Here is a 25,764-nt window from a genome sequence, read left to right as displayed (position 1 = left end):
CGACATGCTCCCCCCGGACGCCCGGATGCCCCGCGCACCGGCGGTGGTGCGCGGGGCATCCGGGCGTTACCGGATCAGGCCAGGTCGAACCGGTCGGCGTTCATCACCTTGTCCCAGGCGGCGATGAAATCGTCGATGAACTTGGCCTTGGCGTCGTCGGCGGCATACACCTCGGCCAGCGCCCGCAGTTGCGAGTTCGAGCCGAACACCAGATCGACGCGGCTGCCGGTCCAGCGCTGTTCGCCCGTGGCGCGGTCCGTGCCGATGTAAGTGCCGTCGTCGGCGGGCGAGGGCTTCCACTCGGTGCTCATGTCGAGCAGGTTGACGAAGAAGTCGTTGCTCAGCACACCGGGATTGTCGGTGAGCACACCCAGCGGCGACTGTTTGTGGTTGGCGCCGAGCACGCGCAGCCCGCCCACGAGCACGGTCATCTCCGGCGCGGTCAGCCGCAGCAGGTTCGCCTTGTCGACCAGCAGATACTCCGCCGGCAGGCGGGTGCCCTTGCCGAGGTAGTTGCGGAAACCGTCGGCCTTGGGCTCGAGTGCGGAGAACGACTCGACGTCGGTCTGCTCCTGAGTGGCGTCGCTGCGGCCGGGGGTGAACGGGACGGTCGCCCCGAAACCGGCATCGCGGGCGGCCTTCTCGATCGCCGCGACACCGCCGAGCACCACCACATCGGCGAACGAAACGCGCACGCTGCCGGTCTGTTCGGTGTTGAACGCCTCCTGGATCGCTTCCAGGGTGCGGATCACCTGGGCCAGTTCGTCGGGATCGTTGACCTCCCAGCCGTTCTGCGGTTGCAGCCGCAACCGGCCGCCGTTGGCGCCGCCGCGTTTGTCGCTGCCGCGGAACGAGGCAGCCGCCGCCCACGCCGTGGACACCAGCTGCGGCACCGTCAGGCCCGAATCCAGGATGCGCGCCTTGAGGGTGGTGATCTCGGCGTCACCGATCAGGTCGTGATCGACGGCCGGGATCGGGTCCTGCCACAGCAGGGTCTCCTCGGGCACCAGCGGACCCAGATACCGGGATTTGGGTCCCATATCGCGGTGGATCAGCTTGTACCAGGCCTTGGCGAACTCCTCGGCCAGTTCCTCGGGATGGTCGAGCCAGCGCCGCGTGATCGGCCCGTAGATGGGGTCCAGGCGCAGCGACAGGTCGGTGGTCAGCATCGCGGGGGCCTGGGTCTTGGACGGGTCGTGGGCGTCGGGCACCGTGCCCGCGCCGGCGCCGTCCTTGGGCACCCACTGCCACGCCCCGGCGGGGCTCTTGGTCTGCTCCCATTCGTAGCCGTAGAGGGTTTCGAGGAAGCTGTTGTCCCACTGGGTCGGGGTCGGGGTCCACGTCACCTCGATACCGCTGGTGATCGCGTCCTTGCCGACACCGGTGCCGAACGAGCTCTTCCAGCCCAGGCCCAGCTGCTCGAGCGGCGCGGCTTCGGGTTCGGGGCCGACGTTGTCGGCGGGTCCCGCGCCGTGGGTCTTGCCGAAGGTGTGCCCGCCGACGATCAGCGCCGCGGTCTCCACATCGTTCATCGCCATCCGGTGGAACGTCTCGCGGATGTCGATCGCGGCGGCCAGCGGATCCGGATTGCCGTTGGGCCCTTCGGGATTGACGTAGATCAGGCCCATCTGCACGGCCGCGAGCGGGTTCTCCAGATCGCGCTGCCCGGAGTAGCGGTCATCGCCGAGCCATTCCAGCTCCGGACCCCAGTACACCTCCTCGGGCTCCCATTCGTCGACGCGGCCGCCGCCGAAGCCGAAGGTCTGGAAACCCATGTGCTCGAGGGCGACGTTGCCGGTGTAGACGATGAGGTCGGCCCACGACAGTTTGGCGCCGTACTTCTGTTTCACCGGCCACAGCAGCCGCCGCGCCTTGTCCAGGCTGGCGTTGTCGGGCCAGCTGTTGAGCGGGGCGAAGCGCTGCATACCGGAGCCGGCGCCGCCGCGGCCGTCCTCGATGCGGTAGGTGCCGGCCGCATGCCAGGCCATGCGGATGAACAGGGGGCCGTAGTGGCCGAAGTCGGCCGGCCACCAGTCCTGCGAGGTCGTCATCACCTCGATGATGTCGGCCTTGACCGCCGCCAGATCCAGGGTGGCGAATTCGGCGGCATAGTCGTAGTCCGCGCCGAACGGGTGAATTTCGGCCGGATTGTGTTGCAGCACTTTGAGGTTGAGTTGTTCCGGCCACCAGTCGCGGTTGCCGCCACCTTCGACCGGTCGCTTCATGCGGCCGACGACGGGGCATCCGCTCTCGGGCGGTTCGGTGTTGGCCTCGGCGATAGGTGGATGTTCCTCAGGCACGGTATTTCCTTTCCGAGAGAGTGAAACGGGCTGTGATCACGGGTTCGATCGTGACGTGGGCGGGGAACAGGAGGGGCACACCCCCCAGTAGATGACCTCGGCCTCGTCGAGGACGAAGCCGTTGTCGTCGGCGGCGGTCAGGCATGGTGCGTCGCCGACCGCGCAGTCGACGTCGGCGATGACGCCGCAGGAGCGGCACACCAGATGGTGGTGGTTGTCGCCGACACGGGTCTCGTAGCGCGCGACCGATCCCATCGGCTGGATCCGGCGCAGCAGACCGGCCTCGGTCAGCGCCCGCAGCACGTCGTAGACGGCCTGATGGGAGACCGTGCCGAGGGTGCCGCGGACCAGGCCGAGGATGGTGTCGGTGTCGGAGTGCGGGTGGTCGGCCACAGCGGTCAGCACCGCGATCCGCGGGGCTGTCACCCGCAGCGCGGCCCGGCGCAGCATGCGCTCGAAATCCGCCGTAGTGGACACGGTCCGAAGTATGACTCATTCAAGTAACCGGTAGGTGCGGATTGGAGAACCCAGTTTCCGAACATCTGCCCTCCGGCGCGGGAACCGGCGGGTCGCACCCGCGGTATCGCGCGCTCGGCGGCCGAGAGCGGGCCCCGGGCGAGCCGGACGGACCGGGTACCCCGCTGGGATACAGGTCCCGTGCCGCCGAATCTGTGATTGTTGTGATTTCTGTGGTTTCTGATGCCGGTGACCACACCGAAATTCGAGCCTCGTCGGGGCTCGATTTCATAACGACCGTCACGAAAACCGCGGGCCGCGACCCGGAGCGTCCCCTTCTTCCCACATCCGACCGGGTGAAAGTCCGACTATCTGGTACCGGGGAAACTTCACAGTTATCAAAAAATTACTTTTTATCCGGGCGTGTCCCGCCACCGAATCTACCTACGACACACTGCCGTGAGGCTTCACGTGCCAGAAGGTGATCCGGTGAACGCGATGAATACCAACGATGTGGGTAACCCGCCCGCTCCGCCGGGCCCGCTCGCGGGCCACGCCGTCCCGCACGAGGTATGCGGCCGGCACGGCGGCGGTGACGGCTCCGAACCCCGGGGTGGCGTCGAATCCGCGGACCGGCGATCACGCGATCACCGGCTCCGCCGCAAACGCAGGCACTGACCTGGCCCGACGGCCCACGGAGGCGGTCGGCGCGGCGTGTCGGGGCGCCGTGACCACCGCCTTCGCGCCCGGACGAATATCCGCCCACAGCACCGCGCGGGCGTTGTTCGTCGCGCCTGAATAAATTCTGGGCGCACATTTCGACCTGCTTCACGCATTACGGCGAACGTCGTTTCGGAGAACGGTCCGGCGTCTTATCACTGCGTCGAAGTAAAGAGATCCGATGGAGGACCGGTGACCCAATTCAAAAGCAACTTCGGCGGCGATCGGCAGACCCCGAAGTCACCGCGGATCGGGGCAGCGCCACTGGGCGGTCACCAGGCATCCGGTACCGGAACACACGCACACGGCTCGGGACACGTATTCCCGCGCCCGGCCCCGGACGGCGTATTCAAGCTGACCGCGGCGCAGCGCGGAATATGGTTCGCCCAGCATCTCGCGGGGGAGTCCCCGATTTCGGTGGCGCAATACGTCGAAATCGTCGGCGAATTGAATACCGACCTGCTCGTCGAAGCCTGCCGCGCCGCGAGCATCGAATTCGGCTCCGGGCATCTGCACATCATCGAGGTCGACGGCGAACCCTGCCAGTACGTCGACCACTTCCGCGGCGCCCCGATCTCGGTGGTGGATCTGCGCCGCCACGCCGACCCGGTGGCCACCGCCCACCGGCTGATGACCGAGGACTACGCCGCACCCCTGGATCTGCTGCACGACCACCTCATGGTCTGCGTCATCTACCAGGTCGGCGACAACCACTACCTGTGGTATCAGCGCGCCCACCACATCGCCCTCGACGGCTTCGCCGCGGTGACCATGCTGCAGCGCATCACCGAGCTGTACAACGCGTGGCTGCGCGGTGAGGAGCCCGGCACGGCCGCGGCGAAGGATCTGGCCGACATCACCGAACAGGACCTGGCCTATCGCGGGTCGACGCGCTTCGACAACGACCGCAACTACTGGACCGAACATCTGGCCGGCGCCCCGCCGGTGGTCAGCCTGGCCGGTCGCGTCGCCAAACCGACCATCCATCCGGCGCTGGTCAGCGAAGCGCTCTCACCCGAGACCGCGGCACTGCTGGATGCCGTGGTCGCCGAGCGCAGCACCAGCGTGACACCGATCGTGGTCGCCGCCTTCGCCGCCTACCTGGCGCGGATGACCGGCAGCACGGAGGTGCTGCTGAGCCTGCCGGTGTCGGGCCGGCATTCGGCCATGCTGCGCCGATCCGGCGGCATGGTCGCCAACGTGGTGCCGCTGCGTGTGCGGGTCGGTTCCCGCAGCGTCGGCGAACTGATCGACGCGGTGCAGGGCGAGCTGACCAGCGCGCTGCGCCGCCAGCGCTACCGGCAGGAGGACATCTTCCGAGATATGGGCATCGCCCGCGACGAGACCGCCTCCTTCGGTCCGGCCGTGAACCTGATGATGATCGACAACGACGTCGTCCTGGGCGACACCACCGGGCACCTGCATGTGCTCACCTCCGGGCCCACCGCCGATCTGTTCGTCAACATCTATCCCGGCGCCGGCCGCGACAGCACGCACATCGACTTCCAGGGCAACCCGAACATCTACCGCCCCGACGAACTCGCCGGCCACCACGGCCGTTTCCTGATGTTCCTGCACGAATTCCTCGCCCGCGGAACCGATCACCGCATCGACCGGCTGCCGCTGCTCGCGCCGGCCGAACAGCAGCGGCTGCTGCCCGTGCACGGCGACGACGCGGTCGCGCCCCGGCTGCTGCCCGACATCCTCGCCGGCAGCGCCTGCCGCCACCCCGCCTCCGACGCGATCGCCACACCCGAGACCACACTGACCTACGGTGAACTCGACACCCGATCCTCCCAGCTGGCCCGGCAACTGATCGCGCACGGCTGCGGACCCGGCACCACCGTCGCGATCATGCTGCGCCGCTCGATCGACTCGATCGTCGCCGCCTGGGCCGTCGCCAAATCCGGCGCCGCCATCGTGCAGGTGGACCCCGAATATCCCGCCAAACGCATCGAGCACATGATCGCCGACAGCGGCGCCGGTGTCGGCATCACCGTCGGCGCCTACCGCGGCCGGCTGCCACACACGGTGACCCCGGTGGTGCTCGACGATCGCAGCACCGCCGCCGCCTGCCACAACACCACCGGCGCCCCCATCGGCGACAGCGAACGCCCGCGCTCGCTGCGCCCCGACGACCTCGCCTACATCACCTACACCTCCGGATCCACCGGCATCCCGAAAGGGGTGCAGGTCACCCACGCGGGGTTGGCGAACCTCATCGCCGACCGCAGCGACGTGTGCGGTGTGGACGCGAGCGCGCGGGTGTCGTATGCGCTGTCGCCCAGTTTCGACGCCTCGCTCGAACAGTTCCTGGTGTGCTTCGCCAACGGCGCGACCCTGCTGGTCGTCCCGCCCGAGGTGATCGGCGGCGACGAACTGACCGAACTGCTCGCCGCCCAGCACGTCACCCACCTCACCCTCACCCCGGCGATGCTGGCGACCGTGGATCCGCGGCAGCTGAGCGAACTGCGGGTGGTCGTGGTCGGCGGTGACGCGTGCCCGCCGCACGTGATCGAACGATGGACCCACACCGCGGTGATGTTCAACGAGTACGGGCCCACCGAAACCACCGTCACCGCCGCCAGCGCCGCCATCACACCCGGCGCCGATCTGACCGTCGGCGGCCCCATCCGCGGAATGTCGGCGATGGTGCTCGACCGCTACCTGCAGGCCGTTCCGGCCGGCACCGCGGGCGAGCTGTATCTGGCCGGGCCCGGCGTGGCGCGCGGCTACAGCCACCGGTTCGCCGAAACCGCGGCCCGTTTCGTCGCCGACCCCCACGGCGGGCCCGGAGCCCGCATGTACCGCACCGGTGATATGGCGCGCTGGGTCGGCGACGGACCCGTACCCGAGCTGGAGTTGCTGGGGCGCACCGACTTTCAGGTCAAGATCCGCGGCTACCGCATCGAACCCGGCGAAATCGACGCCGCGCTCGCCGCCCACGCCGACGTCGACATCTGCGTCACCGTGCCGGTGCGCAACAACGCCGACGCCACCGTGCTGGCCTCCTACGTGGTGCCGGTGCGCGGCCGCCGCATCGACCCGCTGGAACTGCAACGCTTCGCCCGCGACACGCTGCCGCCGCATCTGGTTCCCGCGGTGATCATGGCGTTGGACACGCTCCCGATGAACGCGTTCGGCAAACTGGACCGCGCCGCCCTGCCCGCACCCGCCTTCGGCGCCGCACCGGCCGGCCGGGCGCCGTCCAGCCCGCGCGAACAGCGCGTGGCGGATCTGTTCGCCGACATCCTGGACGTGGCCAGCGTCGGCGCCGACGACAGCTTCTTCGCCCTCGGCGGCGACAGCATCCTGTCCATCCAGCTGGTGGCCCGCGCCAAGGCCGAGGGGCTGAGCTTCTCCACCCAGGACGTGTTCGAACACAAGACGGTGGCCGGTCTGGCCGCGGTCGCCACCGACGCCGGCGGCGGCCCGCAACTGGCCGAACTGCCCGGCGGCGCGGTCGGACCCATGCCGCTGACCCCGATCATGTACGCGATGCTCGACCGCGGCCGATTCGACCGATTCGCCCAGGCCACCCTCATCGAACTGCCCGAACACGTCGACGACGCCCACCTGGTGGCGGCGCTGGCGGCGGTGCTGGAGCGCCACGACATGCTGCGCGCGGTCCTGCGCGGCGCCGGATCGGCCGACCCGTCGGTCGAGGTCGCCGCATCCGGCACGGTCGACGCCGCCGCACTGTTCGAGTCGGTGCGGTTGCCGCGCCGCGACGCCCCCGAGATCGACACCCGCTTGCAGGCGGCCGCCGACCGGCTCGATCCCGCCCACGGTGTGCTGGTGCACCTGGTGCGGATGAGCGACGACACCACCGGCCCCGACCTGATGTGGGTGGTGATCCACCACCTCGCGGTCGACGCGGTGTCGTGGCGGATCGTGCTCGCCGATCTGGCCGGCGCGTGGCAGCAGATCAGCGCCGGCACCGAACCCGCCTTCGGTCCGCCCACCACGTCGGTGCGGCGCTGGAGCCACGGACTCACCGAACAGGCCGCGAGCCGCCGCGCCGACGAACTCGAGTTGTGGAAGAGCGTGCTCGCGCCGGGGGAGACGCTGCTCGGCACGAGACATCTGGACCCGGCACGCGACACCGTGGCCACCGCGGGCCGCGTCGAGGTGCACGTGCCCGCCGACGTGTCCGAAGCGGTGCTCACCACCGTCCCGGCCCGCTTCCACGGCACACCCAACGATCCGCTGCTGGCGGCGCTGGCGCTGGCGCTGCGACAGTGGCGTCGCCACCGCGGCGTCGACACCGACACCGAACTGATCTCACTGGAAGGACACGGCCGCGAGGAACACGCCGTGCCCGGCGCCGACCTCAGCTCCACCGTCGGCTGGTTCACCACCCGCTTCCCGGTGCGCCTGGACCTGCGCGGCGTCGACGCCGACGACGCGTTCGCCGGCGGCGCCGCCGCGGGGACGGCGATCGTGCGCGCCAAGGAACAGTTGCGCGCGATCCCCGACAACGGCATCGGCTACGGCATGCTGCGCCGCCTCGACCCCGACGCCGGCGCCGAACTGGCCGCCGTGCCCGAGCCGCAGATCGCGTTCAACTACCTCGGCCGCGTCGGCGTGCACGAACAGTCCGGGCCGTGGACACCGACCACCGAATTCACCTCCCTCACCGCGACCGGCGACCCGGCGATGGCGCTGCCGGCCGTCCTGGACGTCAACGCGATCGCCGAACCCGGGCCCGACGGCCTCGAACTCGACGCCACCTGGGAATTCGCCACCGACGTGCTCGACACCGCGGACGTGGAGGAACTGGCCGGACTGTGGGTGCGGGCACTGCGCGGGCTCGCCACCCACGCCCGCACCGACACCGCCGGCGGATTCACCCCCTCGGATTTCCCGCTCGTGGACCTCACCCAGGACGATATCGACCGCTGGCAGCTGGAATACCCGACCATGACCGACGTGTGGCCGCTGACCGCACTGCAGTCCGGTCTGCTGTTCCACGCCGTCTACGACACCGACCGCGCCGACGGCTACACCGTGCAGGCCACACTCACCCTCGACGGGCAGGTCGACACCGCCCGCATGCGGGTCGCGGCCCAGACCTTGATCGACCGCCACGACAGCCTGCGCACCGCCTTCGTCGAATCCGCCGCCGGGCCCCGCCAGATCGTGATGAGCGGCGTGCGCGCCGACTGGCACGACAGCGACCTCACCGACATCGCCGACGCCGGGGAACGCGCCCGCGAACGCCGCCGCATCACCGACGCCGCGTCCGCCCCGTTCGACCCCGCCCGTCCGCCGCTGCTGCGTTTCCACCTGATCCGCACCGGCACGAGCCGATTCGAACTGCTGCTCACCAACCATCACATCGTGCTCGACGGCTGGTCGATGCCGCTGCTGATCCACGAACTGCTCACCCTCTACGCCGCCGACGGCGACCCGGCCACCCTGCCACCGGCCGGCACCTACCGCGACTACCTGCACTGGCTGCACAACCAGGACCGCGACGCCGCGATCACCGCCTGGCGCGACGTGCTCGCCGGCATCGAGAGCCCGACCCTGGTCACCGGGCGCCCGGACCGGACCGTGCCCGCCGACAACGCCGACGTCAGCCGCAACCTGTCCACCGAGACCACCGCCGCGATCACCGACCTGGCGCGCGCCTACGGTGTCACCGCCAACACCACCGTGCAGGTGGCGTGGGCGCTGCTGCTCACCACCTTGACCGGCCGCGCCGACATCGTGTTCGGCAACACCGTCTCCGACCGTCCACCCCAGCTGCCGGGAGTCGAACGCATGGTGGGGCTGTTCATCAACACCCTGCCCGTGCGGATCCGGCTCGAACCCGCCGAAACCGTCGCCGACCTGCTGACCCGGGTGCAGTCCGAACAGGCCGCCACCCTCGATCACCGGCATCTCGGGCTGGCCGAACTGCAACGCGCCACCGGTTTCGCCGACATGTTCGACACGGTGACCGTCCTCGAGTCCTATCCGCTCGATCGCGAACAACTGACCCACAATCTGCACGACGCCGGGCTGCGCCTCGTCGACATCGACGCCCACGACGCCACCCCGTACCCGCTGAGCCTGCAGGTGACCCCGCCGCGACCCGGCCGCGACAGCGACCCCGACGCGGCAACCGCCGCCACCCACACCGTGATGCTGCGCTTCTCCTGCGACCGGCTCGACACCGACACCGCCGCCACCCTGCTCGACCGCTACGAACAGATCCTCGACCAGATCACCGCCGACCCCACCGCGACCGTCGCCACGATCAGCGCCGGCTCGAATGCCGAAGCGGCCGAACCGATTCCGGCGCGCAGCGCACCGGCCGGGCGCACCCTGCGCGACATCCTCGCCGACACCGCCCGCGCGCACCCGGACGCGCTGGCCGTGCGGGCCGGGACCACCACCCTCACCTATCGGGAACTCGCCGCGCGGGCCCACCGCCTCGCGCAGCGGCTGCTCGCCCGCGGCGCACGCCCGGAAACCGTTGTCGCCGTGGTCGTTCCGCGATCGATCGAGCTGGCGGCCGCGATCTGGGCGGTCGCCGAAACCGGGGCGGCGTTCCTACCGCTGGATCCGGGCAACCCCGACGAACGCATCGCCGAACTGCTCGCCGACTCCGGCACCGCCCTCGGCGTCACGACCAGCGCCCTCGCCCACCGGCTACCCGGCACCGTCGACTGGGTCCACGCCGACACCGACCTGACCGCCGAACCCGACACCACCACCGTGCACGAGGTGCGGCTCGACCACGCCGCCTACCTGATCTACACCTCCGGATCGACCGGCACCCCCAAAGCCGTGCACCTGACACACCGCGGCCTCGCCGGACTGGCCGCCGCACACGCCGACGCATTCGGTGTCGACACCACCTCGACCGTCTTGCAGGTCGCCTCACCAGGATTCGACGCCTGCCTGTCGGAGCTGCTGCTCGCCCACGGCCACGGCGCCGGCCTCGTGATCGCCCCGCCCGACGTCTACGGCGGCGCCGGACTCGAAGAACTGCTGCACACCCACGGGGTGACCCATGCCATCATCACCCCGTCGGTGCTCGACACGATGGATCCCGCGCACGTGCCGGCACTGACGACCATCGCGGTCGTCGGGGAGGCCACCAGCAGCGACCTCGTCACCCGCTGGGCACCCGGGCGGCGGCTGATGAACCACTACGGTCCCACCGAAACCACCGTGTGGGCCACCGGATCCGACACACTCACCCCCGGCGAACCCGTCACCATCGGCACCCCGATCCACGGACTGTCGGTCACCGTGCGCGACATGTGGCTGCGGCCCGTCCCCGCCGGCGTGGCCGGCGAACTGTATGTGCGTGGCCCCGCCCTGGCCCGCGGCTACCTCGACCGCCCCGCCACCACCGCCGCCCGCTTCGTCGCCGACCCGGAATCCCCTCGCGGACAACGCCTCTACCGCACCGGCGACAGCGTGCGCTGGCTGCACACCCCGCACGGACCGCAACTGGAATACCTCGGCCGCAGCGACCAGCAGGTCAAGATCCACGGGCTGCGCATCGAACCGGGGGAGATCGACGCCCGGCTGGCCCGCCACGACACCGTGGCCGCCGCCGCCACCGTCGACCGCCCCGGACCCGCCGGCGAACCCGTGCTGGTGTCCTACGTCGTCGCCGCACCCGGCGCCACCCTCGACCCGGCCGCCCTGCACGCCGACCTGGAACGCGAACTGGCCCACTACATGAACCCGTCCGCCATCGTGGAACTGGCCGAGATGCCCCGCACCCCGGTCGGCAAAATCGACCGGAAAGCGTTGCGCGCACTCGACTTCCGGACCGACGAGACCGGTGGACGGGCACCGGCCACCGCCGACGAACAGCTCATGGCGAAACTGTTCGCCGAAGTCCTGCACCGCGACACCGTGTACGCCGACAGCAACTTCTTCACCCTCGGCGGCGACAGCATCGTGTCCATGCGCCTGGTGGCGCTGGCCCGCGAGGCCGGGCTCACCCTCACCCCCCGCGACGTCTTCGAAGCCAAAACCGTTGCCGCCCTTGCCGAACTGGTTCGCGGCACCGTCGCCGCCGACCCGTCGCCGTCGCGCGAACCGGCCCACCGAGCCGAAGGCCGCCCCCCGCGCCCCGCGGACTTCCCGCTCGTCGAACTGACCACCGCCGACGTCGAACGACTCGACCACCGCTACCCGGAGCTGGCCGACGTGTGGCCGCTGTCGCCGATGCAAGCCGGAATCCGCTTCCACTCCACCTACAATCCCGGCGCCGGCGACAACTACACCGTCCAGACCGCGATCGGCTTCACCGGCACCGTCGACGCCGAACGGCTGCGCCGCGCCGCCCAGGCCCTCGTCGACCGCCACGACATCCTGCGCGGCGCCTTCACCGACACCAGCGCCGGACCCTGCCAGATCGTGCTCTGCCACGCACCCGTCCGCTTCCGGCACATCGACCTCACCGATACCGACCACTCCGGCCTCGACCGGGTGGCCGCCGACGACGCCGCCGAAGGGTTCGACCTGTCCGCACCGCCGCTGATCCGGTTCACCCTGATCACCGTGCGCCCCGACACCTTCCGGCTGCTCGTCACCAACCACCACGTCATCCTCGACGGCTGGTCCATGCCGCTGCTGATGAGCGAACTACTCACGTACTACGCCACGCCCGCCCACATCGACACCGCCGAACCCGCCCCCAGCTACCGCGACTACCTGAGCTGGCTGCACCGCCAGGACCTCGCCGCCTCCACCGCCGCCTGGGCCCACGAATACGCCGATGTCGAATCACCCACCCGCGTCGCCCGCGCCGACGCCGCCCACCGCGACACCTCCGCCGGCGAAATCGACACCCTGCTGCCCGCGCGGCACGTCACCGACCTGCGCCGCGTCGCCGCCGACGCGACCGTCACCGTCAACACCGCCGTCGCCGCGGCCTGGGCGCTGACCCTGCGCGAACTCACCGGCGACACCGACGTCGTCTTCGGATCCGCCGTCTCCGGCCGGCCCCCCGAACTCCCGCAGGTCGACCGCACACTCGGCATGTTCCTCAACACCATCCCCGTGCGCGTCCCCCTGGACCCCACCCTGACCGTCGAGCAGCTGCTGACCCGCATCCAGCAACACCAGACCCGCATGCTCGGCCACCACCACATCGGACTGCCCGACATCCACCGCGCCGCCGGAATGACCGCCCTGTTCGACACCGCCGTCGCCTTCCAGTCCTTCCCCGTCGACCGGCCCGCCCTGCAGCACCTCGTCGACGCCGCCGGCCTGCGCATCGACGACATCACCGGCGTCGACGCCACCCCGTACCCGCTCAGCCTCGTCGTCGCCCCCGAACCCGCCGACACCCACACCGACCCCACCGCCGCCCCAGGACTGCGCATCACCCTGCGCTACCTCGACGACGAATTCGACACCCACCGCGCCCGCTGGATCCTCGACCGGTTCGTCGCACTGCTGCACCGCATCGCCGACCACCCCGCCGGCCACCTGGCCCGCCTCACCACGCCCGGCGACACCGAACCCGCCCACCCGGACCACGCCCACCACCAGCCGCGCACCTTCGGCGACATCCTCACCGCCACCGCCGCCGCCCACCCCGACGCCGTAGCCGCCACCTGCGGCACCGACACCGCCACCTACCGCGACCTCGACCAGCGATCCAACCGGCTCGCGCGACTGCTGCTGCGCCGCGGCCTCCCCCCGCACACCGTGCTCGCCAGCGCGCTGCCACGCTCCCTGGACGCCGTCGTCACCATATGGGCCGCCGCGAAGACCGGCGCCGCGTTCGTGCCGATCGACCCCCGCCTGCCCGCCGACCGCATCGCCTTCCTGCTCGACGACACCGGCGCCACCCTCGGCATCACCCACACCGCCGGCACCCACCCCGACAACACCCGCCCGACCCAGCGCATCGACTGGCTCACCCTCGACGACCCCGACACCGTCGCCGCCCTCGACACCGAATCCACCGCACCGATCACCGACACCGAACGCGGAGCCACGCTCACCCCCGACCACACCGCCTACCTCATCTACACCTCCGGATCCACCGGAACCCCCAAAGGTGTCCTGGTCACCCACCGCGGCCTCACCGACCTCGTCGCCGCCCAGCACCGCCTCCTCGGCGTCACCGCCGACTCCGCCGTCCTGCAGGTCGCCTCACCCAGCTTCGACGCCTCGATCTTCGAACTGCTCATGGCCCACGGCGCGGGCGGGCGGCTCGTCGTGTCCCCACCCGACGTCTACGGCGGCCCCGACCTGGCGAAACTCATTCAGTACGAACACATCTCACACGTCGTGCTGACACCGTCGGCGCTGGCGACCATCCCCGGCGACCGCTTCGACACCCTGCGCGTGCTGGCCACCGCCGGCGAACCCGTCGGACCCGAACTCGTCGACCGGTGGGCGCCCGGACGCACCATGATCAACCTCTACGGACCCACCGAATCCACCATCTGGGCCACCGCCAGCGCACCACTGACCCCCGGCGCGCCGATCACCATCGGCACCCCCGCCGGCCCCGTCACCACCACCGTCCTCGACACCTGGCTGCGGCCCGTCCCGCACGGCGTCGCGGGGGAGCTGTACCTGCTCGGCCCCGGACTCGCCGACGGCTACAAAGACCGCACCGCACTGACCGCGACCCGCTTCGTCGCCTGCCCCTTCGGCGCACCCGGCACCCGCATGTACCGCACCGGCGACATCGTGCGCAGCACCGGCAGCGGCGACCTGGAATTCGTGGGACGCAACGACTTCCAGGTCAAAGTCCGCGGCAACCGCATCGAACTCGCCGAAATCGACGCCGCCCTGGCCACCCACCCCGACGTCGCCTTCGCCGTCACCATCCCACGCACCGACGACGGCCGCCCCACCACCCTCGTCTCCTACGTGACACCCGCCGCCGGCACCACCCTGTCCGACACCGACCTGAAAACCACACTCGCCCGAGCACTTCCGCCCTACATGGTGCCCGCCGCCGTCATGATCCTCGACGAGGTGCCGCTCACCCCGACCGGCAAACTCGACCGCGACCGACTACCCCGGCCCCCCGAAACCGCCCGCACCTTCCGCGCACCCACCACCTGGGCCGAAGACATCGTCGCCCGCGCCTACGAACAAGTCCTCGACGCCGAACACGTCGGCGCCGACGACGACTTCTTCGCCCTCGGCGGCGACTCGCTCAGCGCCGCCCTCGTCGCCGCCCGCATCGGCGCCGCCCTCGACGTGCGCATCCCCGTCCGCACCATCTTCGAAGAACCCACCGTCGCCGCACTCGCCCGAGCCGCCCGCACCCTGCACGGCACCGCCCGCATCCCACTCACCGCCGGCCACCGCCCCGACCCCATCCCGCTGTCGCTGGCCCAGCAACGCATGTGGTTCCTCAACCGCTTCGAACCCGACTCGGCCGCCTACAACATCCCCGTCATGCTGCACCTGTCCGGACGCCTCGACACCGACGCACTGAGCGCCGCCCTCGACGACGTCCTCGCCCGCCACGAAGTGCTGCGCACCATCTACCCCGAAACCGACGGCGAACCCCGCCAGCTCATCCTCGACCGGGCACCGGTCACCCTCGAAACCGGCCACCCCGCCCGCGACACCCTCCCGCAACTGCTCACCGAATTCGTGCGCCGCGGCTTCGACGTCTCCACCCAGGTACCGCTGCGCGTCGCCCTGTTCGACATCACCACCGACACCGACACCACCAGCCGATACATGCTGATCCTCGTCGTGCACCACATCGCCGGCGACGGACAATCCATGGGTCCGCTGGCCCGCGACGTCATGACCGCCTACGCCGCCCGCCACACCGGACAACCCCCACACTGGCAGCCACTGCCCGTGCAATACGCCGACTTCGCGCTGTGGCAACGCCGAGTCCTCGGCGCCGCCGACGACCCCACCTCACTGATGTCGACCCAGCTCGACTACTGGCGCACCACCCTCGACCGCGCACCCGACCTGCTCGACCTGCCCACCGACCGGCCCCGGCCCACCGTCGCCACCCTCACCGGCGGCCGCGTCCCCCTCGACATCCCCGCACCCCTGCACCAGCACCTGCAGACACTGGCCCGCGACCACGGCACCTCCCTGTTCATGGTCGTCCACGCCGCCCTCGCCGTCCTGCTCGGACGACTCGCCGACACCGACGACATCGTCATCGGCACCCCCGTCGCCGGACGCGGCGAACCCGGCCTCGACGACCTCGTCGGCATGTTCGTCAACACCCTCGCCCTGCGCACCCCCCTCGACCCCGGCGAACCGTTCACCGAACTGCTGGCCCGCACCCGCGACACCGACCTGCACGCCCTCGACCACGCCGACGTCCCCTTCGAACGCATCGTCGAAGAACTCAACCCGCACCGCACCACCGCCGCGCACCCCCTGTTCCAAGTGGTGCTGGCCTTCCAGAACACCGGCGCCATCGACATCGCCCTCCCCGACGTCGTCGTCTCCCGCGCCGACGTCGACACCGGCACCAGCCAATTCGACCTCCAACTCGTCATCTCCGACACCTCCACCGAAACCGGTGCCGCCCAAGGCCTCTCCGGCATGCTGATGTACGCCCGCGACCTGTTCGACCCCGACACCGTCACCGGATTCGTGCACCGACTGCTGCGCATCCTCGAAACCGTCGCCACCACCCCCGACACCCCCGTCGGCGACATCGACTGGCTGCACCCCCGCGAACGCCGCACCCTGCTCTCCAGCATCGGCCCACGCACCGCACCCACACCCGAATCACCGCTGCTGCCCGGCATATTCGCCGACGCCGTCCGCCGCAACCCCGACGGCCTCGCCCTCACCACCGGCGATACCGACCTCACCTACACCGCACTGGACCGGCGCTCCAATCGCCTGGCCCGGCTACTCATCGACCACGGCGCCGGACCCGAAATCCCCGTCTTGGCCGCCGCGCCCCGCTCCGCCGAATCCGTGCTCATCTGGTGGGCGGTGGTGAAAACCGGCGCCACCTACGTACCCGTCGACCCCGCCTATCCGGCCCACCGCATCGACCACATGATCACCGATTCGGCTGCCGCACTGGGCATCACCGTCACCACCGCACGCCCACAACTACCCGACACCGCCCACTGGATCACCCTCGACGCCCCCGAAACCATCGCAGCGCTCGACACCCACCCCGACAGCCCGATCGACGATCACGACCGGCTCCGGCCCCTGCGCCCCACCACCACCGCCTACGTGGTCTTCACCTCCGGATCCACCGGCCGCCCCAAAGGCGTCGCCGTCACCCACACCGGCATCGCCGACCTCGTCGCCACCCAACGCGCCGACTACCACATCGAACCCGGCGCCCGATTCCTGCACTTCGCCTCACCGTCCTTCGACGCCTCCCTGATGGAAATCCTGTTCGCCACCGCCGGCGCCGCCACCCTCGTCATCGCACCCCCGGCCACCTACGGCGGCGACGACCTCGCTGACCTGCTACGCAACCGGCACGTCACCCACGCCTTCGTCACCCCCGCCGCCCTCGCCTCGGTCGACCCCACCGGACTCGACGACCTGCACCTGGTGCTCTCCGGCGGCGAAGAAGTCCCCGCCGAACTGATCAACCGGTGGGCAGGCACCGACCGCCGCGGCACCCGCGAATTCCGCATCCTCTACGGCCCCACCGAAACCACCATCCTCGCCACCGCCACCCGGGCGCTGCACCCGGGGGACCGGCCCACCATCGGCACCCCACTACCCGGCATGCACGCGCTGATCCTCGACACCCGCCTGCATCCCGTCCCCGCCGGCGTGGTCGGCGAACTCTACCTGGCCGGCCTCGCCCCGGCCCGCGGCTACCTCAACCGCACCGCCACCACCGCCACCCGCTTCGTGCCCTGCCCCGCAGGCGAACCAGGCACCCGCATGTACCGCACCGGCGACCTCGTGCGCTGGAACACCCACGGCGACATCGAATTCGTCGGACGCAACGACTTCCAGGTCAAAGTGCGCGGCTACCGCATCGAACTCGGCGAGATCGACGCCGTCCTCGACGCCCGCGCCGACATCGCCTTCGCCGCCACCATCGCCCACCGCCAGGGCAACGCCCCCGCCATGCTGGTCACCTACGTCGTCCCCGCACCCGGCGCCACACCCACCGCCACCGAACTGACCACCGCGATCGCCGACGCCCTCCCGCCCTACATGGTGCCCGCCGCCGTCATGATCCTCGACGCGATCCCACTGTCGCCCAACGGAAAACTCGACCGCAGCGCACTACCCGAACCCGTCCTGCACACCGAAACATTCCGCGCACCCGCCTCACCGGTCGAGGAAATCGTCGCCGGCATCTTCGCCGACCTCCTCGGCCTCGACACCGCCATCGGCGCCGACGACAACTTCTTCGACCTCGGCGGCAACAGCCTCGTCGCCACCCGCGCCGCCGCCCGCATCGGCGCCGCCCTCGACACCCGCGTCCCCGTCTCGATGATCTTCGACGCACCGACCGTCGCCAAACTCGCCGCCCGCGCCGAATCCCACGCCGACACCCGCCGCATCGCCCTCACCGGACAACCACGCCCACACCACCTCCCGCTGTCCTACGCACAACAGCGCATGTGGTTCCTCAACCGCTTCGAACCCGACACCCCCGCCTACAGCATCCCCATCGTCATCCGGCTCACCGGCCGCCTCGACACCGACGCCCTGCACGCCGCCATCGGCGACGTCATCACCCGGCACGAAGTACTGCGCACCATCTACCCGGCCGTCGACGGCGAACCCACCCAGAAAATCCTCCCACCCGCCGACGCCGTCCCACCCCTGGCCGTCACCCGCATCGCCGAAACCGAACTCCCACACACCCTCTCGTCGCTGCTGGCCACCGTCTTCGACGTCACCACCACCGTGCCGCTGCGCATCCGGCTCTACGACATCGGCGACGACACCTGGATCCTCGCCCTCGTCGTCCACCACATCGCCGGCGACGGATCCTCCCTGGCGCCACTGGCCCGCGACCTCACCATCGCCTACACCGCACGACTCGACGGCGACGCCCCCGCCTGGCCACCGCTGCCCGTCCAATACGCCGACTACGCCCTCTGGCAACGCACCGTTCTCGGCGACGACAGCGACCCCGACTCGCTCCTGCACGCCCAGATCGACTACTGGACAACACAACTCGCCGACGTCCCCGCACTGCTCGCCCTGCCCACCGACCGGCCGCGACCGCCCGTGCAAAGCTACGCCGGCGCCGCCGTGCCCCTCACCGTCGACCCCGAACTCCACGCCGGGCTCCAACACATCGCCCGCGCCCACAACACCACCCTGTTCATGGTCTTCCACGCCGCCCTCGCCGCCGTCCTCGCCCGCCTCGCCGGCACCGACGACATCACCATCGGCACCCCCTACGCCGGACGCGGCGAACCCGAACTCGACGACCTCGTCGGCATGTTCGTCAACACCCTCGTCCTGCGCACCCACGTCGGCACCGACATGACGTTCACCGACCTGCTCGAACAGGTCCGCGACACCGACCTCGCCGCCTTCGGCCACGCCGACGTCCCGTTCGAACGACTCGTCCAGGAACTCAACCCCGCCCGCTCCCACGCCCACCACCCCCTGTTCCAGGTGATGCTCGCCTTCCAGAACCTCACCGGCACCGAATTCGAACTCCCCGAACTCACCCTCTCCGCCGTCGAAGCCGACCTCGACACCTCTCTGTTCGACCTGCAGATCACCGTCTCCGACAGCTACGACGACCACGGCGGCCCCGCCGGCATCACCGGCGGCATCACCTACACCCGCGACCTGTTCGACCCCGACACCGTCACCGCCATCGCCGCCCGCCTCGACCGGCTGCTCCGCGCCCTCGTCGCCGACCCCACCCGGCTCGTCCACGACGTCGACCTGCTCGACGCCGACGAACGCCACAACGTCGTCGTCCGCTGGAACTCCACCCAGCACGCCCTCCCCACCGACGAGACACTGACCTCCATGTTCGCCGACGCCGTCCCGGCATACCGCGACCGCACCGCCGTCACCTACGACGACGAGTCCCTGACCTACGCGCAGTTCTCCGCGCGCGTCAACCGGCTCGCACGCTGGCTCATCACCCGCGGCGTCGGCCCGGAAAAGCTGGTCGCCGTACGGATGCGCCGCTCACTCGACCAGGTCACCGCCCTCTACGCCGCCCTCGCCGCCGGCGGTGGATACGTGCCCGTCGACCCCGACCTGCCCGCCGACCGCATCGACTACATGCTGGCCACCGCCGACCCCGTCGTCGTCCTGTCCACCCTCGACGGCATCGACCTGTCCGGCTTCGATGACACACCCGTCACCGACCGGGAACGCCACGCGCCACTGCGCCCCGACAACACCGCCTACGTGCTGTTCACCTCCGGATCCACCGGCCGGCCCAAGGGCGTCGCCGTCCCGCACGGCGCGGCCGCCAACCAGGTCCGCTGGCTCGGTGACACATATCAACTCACCGCCGACGATGTGGTCCTGCAGAAGACACCGGCCACCTTCGACGTCTCGGTCTGGGAACTGTTCGCCACCCTCGGCGTCGGCGCCCGCCTCGTCATCGCCCGCGCCGACGGCCACACCGACCCCGCATATCTCGCCGAAATCATTGCCGCACAGCAGATCACGATCACCTCGTTCGTGCCGTCCATGCTCGCCGTCTTCGCCGAAGCCGCACCCGCCCGCACCCTGACCTCGCTGCGCGCGCTGCTCATCGGGGGAGAGGCATTCGGATCCGACACCGTGGCCGCCGTCCGGCGCGTACTGCCCGACGTCGAACTCGACAACCTGTACGGACCCACCGAATTCACCGTGCACGTCACCTCCCACCGCGTCACCGCCGCCGACCAGGGCAGTGTGCCGATGGGTCGGCCCGTCTGGAATGCCCGCGCCTACGTCCTCGACGCCCGGCTCAACCCCGTGCCGCCCGGAGTGGCGGGGGACCTGTACCTCGCGGGCACCCAGATCGCCCGCGGCTACCACGCCCGCCCCGGCCTCACCGCCGAACGGTTCGTGCCCGACCCCTACAACGACGGCGGGCGCATGTACCGCACCGGCGACCTCGTGCGGCGCCGCCGCGGCGACGGCGAACTGGAATACCTGGGCCGCACCGACTTCCAGGTCAAACTGCGCGGCCTGCGCATCGAACTCGGCGAAATCGAAACCGTACTCGCCGAACATCCCGGCGTCGCCCGCGCCATCGCCGTCGTCCACTCCAGCGAGATCGCCGCCCAGCTCGTCGGCTATCTCGTACCCGTCGCCGGCGCCACCGTCGACACCGACGCCGTCCTCGCGCACGCCGCCGCCGAACTGCCCAACTACATGGTGCCCACCACGCTCATGGTGCTCGACACCGTGCCGCTCACCGCATCCGGCAAACTCGACCGCGCCCGGCTACCCGAACCGGTGGCCGCGGTAGGGGAGTTCCGCGAACCGTCGTCCTGGCTGGAAGGCGAGATCGCCCGCGCGTTCGAACACGTCCTCGGCGTCACCCACGTCGGAGCCGACGACGACTTCTACGCCCTCGGCGGCAACTCGCTGCGCTCGGTGCAGGTCGCCAGCGAACTCACCAAGGAACTGCACTTCGAGATCCCGCTCGGATGGATGCTGTCGGATCCGAATCCGGCCGACCTCGCCAAGCGCATCGAAACCGGAATGAGCAACGGGCATCACGAATCCGGTCCTGCCGCCTTCGGATTGGACGTCGTGCTGCCGATCCGGACCGGCGGCAGCCGGCCACCGCTGTTCTGCATCCATCCCGCGTCGGGACTGTCGTGGTGCTACTACACCTTCGGTGACCACCTCGCCGGCGACCGCCCGATCTACGGCCTGCAGGCGCCGCAGATCGGTGGGGAAGTGCCCGGCCCGCAAACGTTCGAGGAGATCGCGCGCCGCTACTTCGAGGAGATCCGCGCCATCCAGCCGCACGGGCCCTACCATCTGCTCGGCTGGTCGCTGGGCGGGCAGATCGCGCACGCCGTCGCCGCCGAAATGCGTTCGGCCGGTGAGGAAGTCGCGTTGCTGGCGTTGCTGGACGCGGAAGCCGAGGGGATCGACGCCACGGAGGTCGCCGAGGCCACGCCAGGGGAGTTGATCAGCAATCTCGGCCCGGTCATGGGCATCGATGTCGTCGGCGCCGACGCGACCGCCGAAGAGGCCGCCGACCTGATCCGCCGGCAGCTGGGCGACAGCTTCGCCATCGACGCCAAGACCATCGAACGCATGACCGACGCCTACAACCTGTCGATCCGCGCCGCGAGTGCCTGGCAGCCGCCGGTACTCGATGCCGACATGCTGTATTTCACCGCCACGACGGACCGGCGCACCGACGCCACGGGCCACGAGGGATGGGCTCGGTTCGTCAGCGGTCAGATCTCGAACGTCGATATCGCGGCCGAACATCTGGCGATGACCGAACCCGCGGTCGTCGCCGAAATCGCGAAGATCCTCAACCGCCGGCTGGATCGGTGAGGGGATGGGGCCCGGCGGCCGCGACTGCCGTTACTGGTAACTCCGCGTATTCGATCCCTGCGTAATCGTTCTACCCCTGACGACTGCCCACATGAAAAGCCATCGTGATCGTGTTCGACCATTCTCGGAGCGTACTGGTCGGTACGTGCCGTGTATGCCGATCGGCTTTAGCGCGATCAGACCAGACTCCCTTTCTGCAATACCACTAGAGAGTTTGCGATGGCTCGCTGGAGCACCTCAGGAACGCCACCGTCGTCATCGTTGACGAAGACCCTTACGTCGTTCTCTGCCCGGCTGATCCCGAGGTAGAGGAGCGACAACAGTCGGGTTATCTCGCTCGGCGTGCGCGATCCATGACTCAGATCGGGAATCCCGGCGACCAGCACGGTGCCGAATTGGAGGCCGGCGAGATACTCAGCGGGGCCGACTACCAGTCCGCGCTTTCGATACCCCAGGCCTTCTATGTCTCCACGCCCAGCGATAGTTGATACGTGATACTTTTGCGACTGGTCTATCAGCGACGCGAGTTCGCTGAACCGACTCCACTGTCGAGTATCCACGATCGCCAGCGCAATCGTCCCCGTCTGATACCGGTCTTGTACTGCTCGAACGACGTCGGTCTCTTCGCCAGTACGGCTGGCGGCAGTAACTAGCGTAGGCACCGGCCCATTCTCACGTGCAGACTCGACCGAGCTAAAATCGATATTCCAATCGCGACCCAAGTCCAACGTAGGAAACTCGTGGTGGACATGCTTTACCAGTCGAAGGATCTGCGGCGTATACCTGTGGACGTGGTTCAATTCGAAGCTCGTGACCTCCCCGAGACCGTCGCCAGCCTCAAGCGAGGCTGACGACCTGGTGCCGTCGGATGCCAAGCCAATGAATGCCTCTGATGGTGACTGCCGGGGATCGAGGGCCATGAAGATTCTCGGATATACCGTCACATCGCGGGAAAGGTAGTGGAGAACCTGCCGCTCCAAGGGGTTAAAGAGGTGGAACTCGTCTACAAAGATCAGGTCATAACCTTGGTCGCGCCGTGACCGGTTCCAGGAGTGTTTCTGGAGGTCGTTCAAGAGATCCGCAAGTACTTGGTCGCTAGTCCAGAGCCCGCGAGCGTCGAGGCTGTCCATATAACGGCTATATAACTCGAAAACCACCCGCATGTCGGCGCGACCTGATAGTGGGAGCATCCACGAGGCACGCTCCAAGTTGAAATATCGGCTCTCTGAGCCAGCGCCTGGGAAAATCGCCGCAGCACCTATGACAGAGCCAAACTCGATTAGGAGATCCCAGGCAAGTGCCAGTCGCTCGTCCGAGTCCGGCGAATCAAATCGATCGCGCAGCGATGGGGTGACATCAGCCTTATAAGTGATCCAGTCACCTGTAACGAAATCGCTAAGTAGGTCCAGGATCTCATCAAGCTGTGCCTGCTTTCCGCTGAAGCTGTCATCGCCGATCAGTTTGTACGATCCGTCGCTATTCCCACCTGGTGAGATTTCGGCTGCGATCTCTAACAATGGAAAGGCATCGATCTCGTGCAATGACCCAAGACCGAATGCATCGGTGGAATCCGCAATCTCCGTTGCCAGTGACCAGCTGTGGGTGACCATAAGAATCCTGATTTGCTCGCCGGATTCGCGAGCTTTGAGGAGCTCATAAACGGCCTTCAACGTGAGGGTCAGAGTTTTGCCGGAGCCCGCAGGACCGCGGAGTCGGATGGATCTGTCGGAGGGGGCGAGCACAAACGCACGTTGATCGGCACTGATGGCTTCCATCCATTGGACGTAGGTCCAATTTTGTGTCGCGGCGCGTTCGAGCTCCGGTAAGGCGATTTCAACGTCAGACGGTTGAGGACGTTTCGCGGCCTGAAAGTGTATCGTTGCGGCCCCGGCAGCTTCGATCCACTCGTTATTCCGCAGGGGGTTCGGCGGCTTCGTGGCATCGAATTCCTCTAGCCTCGTCTTCTCGTCAGATGTTGTCGCGTCCCAGAAGACGACATCTGAGCTGTCACCTGTCAACACTTCGGCAATCCAGCGTGTTGTTTCCGTGTCGCGCCCCGGCACTGCGAAGAACGCCATCAAGTTGTTGTGTTTGTATTGGCGCCAGGCTCGGGGCAATGTGAGCGGACCTGCCGTCCGCGCGCGCTCGGCGAATGCGGCCATCCGACTAAGCACCGCCCGACGATCATCCCTGAGATGGTCCGGGACGAAGGGGTCGCTGATGAATGAATCTCGAACGACTACGATGCGCTGATCGCTGGCATGGTCACTGTTCGTGAGCAAGTAATCGGCACCTACACCTTCCCATGAGAACAGGGAGGTCGAGGTCGGAATGGCAGACGGAGCCACGCCGGTTGCCAGCTCCTTAAGGGCACTTGCTGTCGTAACCAATGGCTTCACGAAATGTCCTCTACAAGTAGGTCCGAGTGGAGGTTACGCATCTCTTCGTACGTGTCAGGTAGGCCAATCGCCGTAAACACGAGCCCAAACCGCTGCGCAATTGCATGTGTGAAATTGTCTTGCAGCCTGGATAACCTTCGGTATTCCATTACCTTGCGTGAAGGACTAAGCGCCACCCGGGGCTCCCAGATCTGCTCCAAATGTCGCAAATAGACGAAGTATCCGTAGTCGTGGCCGTCGGCGATCGCCGACAGGAATAGTGCGTCACCAGGCGGATTCTTGAAGGCGTTCTGGAGTGTGTTAACTATGTTCCTTCTCAGGTTCTTCTCGCTTTGCGGGTTTGGCAATTGGAGCTGCGCTTGGACTAAAATGTTTATTGCTTCAGCGAGTGACAGCTCGCTCCTACCTAGTGCGCGAATGGAATCAAACATGCCGCGTACAGCGTCGTGCTTGCTATCTGGAATCGGTAGAGACGTCAGAATTCTTTCGGTTGACTGCTCAATTGGCCACTCTCTCAGCCGAGCGTCCGAGATGCCGATCGTTCCCAGTTTTGATAGCACATCTTGCAGGCTCTTCGTAAGGTCAGCGACTGCCTTACTGAGGAGCTTTGGTATCTGGAGTTTAACGAGGTATTCGTCCTTGGTTAACAGCGGTACGCACGTCACCCTACCGTGATGCTTGTTATGCGCGAAATCGCAATCGGCTGTCATCACCAGCAAATGCCGATTCCAAACAGTCGAATCATCTGCTACGCGCTCCAAAATGTCACCCTGTCGAAGGGGTTCCGTGATTGCGATCGATCGATACTCGACGAAACTGTTCGTTCCAGCCATGCTGTCTACTTCCGAATTTCATGAAAAAAACTCAGATCGCGCGGTCTCAACCTTGCGCAAGCGCCGCGCAAGGTTGAATCATCGTTGATTCGACCTAAACGGTTTGCCCCTTGCGGGAGTGGCGAGAATCTAGCCGGTGAATGCTGCGTCACTTGGCGTGCGAACCCTTCGTGTTGTGCTGATTCTGCATCGTTCAGTAGGACTCGCGCACGATAGCCGAGAGCTTTCTCGAAAGCGTCCTCGTAAGGCCGTCGTGGACGAGATAATTACCGGGCCTGCCCTTCTTCGCGATCGGACCTGACGAGATTACACTCACTCACGCAGTTTCGTCGGGCCAAGGCGGTCATTGGTTTCGTCTGTATCAGCATGTTACTTGACATAATGTAGATTATCGGCGCAATGGAACGGGCGCTGTTGGCTGCGTTTACGCCTGTGTGTCAGTGTGTTTCGCGCGCGGGCGTCGGCGCCTCGGCTTATCGCTCGGCTCTTCTGTCTGCTTGCGACGGTGCTCGATGCCGGCGAAGTCTCGCGCGCACTCGCCGAAATCCGCCGGATGAACTTTTTCGCCTCAGGTCCGATTTGCCGGAAAATTTTCTGCTGTTCGTGCTGGGTCGACTCCGCCCCTTATCGGCCACTTCCCCAGCT

Annotated in this window: 5 protein-coding genes; 1 reads left to right on the top strand and 4 read right to left on the bottom strand. The window is 68.1% G+C overall.

Annotation, left to right across the window (positions count from 1 at the left end; all coding sequences use genetic code 11):
* Positions 1 to 74 precede the first annotated feature (74 nt).
* The gene (gene katG, locus AC5592_RS03605) at positions 75 to 2,300 is read right to left on the bottom strand and encodes a catalase/peroxidase HPI (protein ID WP_063063369.1); all 2,226 of its coding nucleotides are present in this window, start codon (positions 2,298 to 2,300) and stop codon (positions 75 to 77) included.
* Positions 2,301 to 2,336: 36 nt separating this feature from the next.
* Positions 2,337 to 2,750, bottom strand: coding sequence for a Fur family transcriptional regulator (locus AC5592_RS03600; RefSeq protein ID WP_036505652.1), 414 nt, complete (start codon positions 2,748 to 2,750; stop codon positions 2,337 to 2,339).
* Between the two features lie 918 nt (positions 2,751 to 3,668).
* On the opposite strand from AC5592_RS03600, the gene AC5592_RS03595 reads away from it, so the two are divergent.
* Positions 3,669 to 21,887 (top strand): non-ribosomal peptide synthetase, encoded by an 18,219-nt coding sequence (locus AC5592_RS03595; protein ID WP_063063368.1) that lies wholly within the window; start codon positions 3,669 to 3,671, stop codon positions 21,885 to 21,887.
* A gap of 176 nt (positions 21,888 to 22,063) precedes the next feature.
* Here the strand turns inward: AC5592_RS03595 and AC5592_RS03590 are convergent, their stop codons facing one another.
* Entirely contained in the window at positions 22,064 to 24,286 is a 2,223-nt protein-coding gene (locus AC5592_RS03590) for a DEAD/DEAH box helicase (RefSeq protein ID WP_157121543.1), read from the bottom strand.
* Complete coding sequence (locus tag AC5592_RS03585; RefSeq protein WP_157121541.1) at positions 24,283 to 25,119, bottom strand: hypothetical protein; 837 nt, start codon at positions 25,117 to 25,119, stop codon at positions 24,283 to 24,285. The genes AC5592_RS03590 and AC5592_RS03585 overlap by 4 nt, the downstream gene beginning before the upstream one ends.
* Positions 25,120 to 25,764: the final 645 nt, after the last annotated feature.

Origin of the sequence: Nocardia violaceofusca NBRC 14427 (assembly GCF_963869435.1) — a bacterium.
GTDB lineage: Bacteria > Actinomycetota > Actinomycetes > Mycobacteriales > Mycobacteriaceae > Nocardia > Nocardia aobensis.
This window is presented reverse-complemented; position numbering and strand designations above follow the sequence as displayed.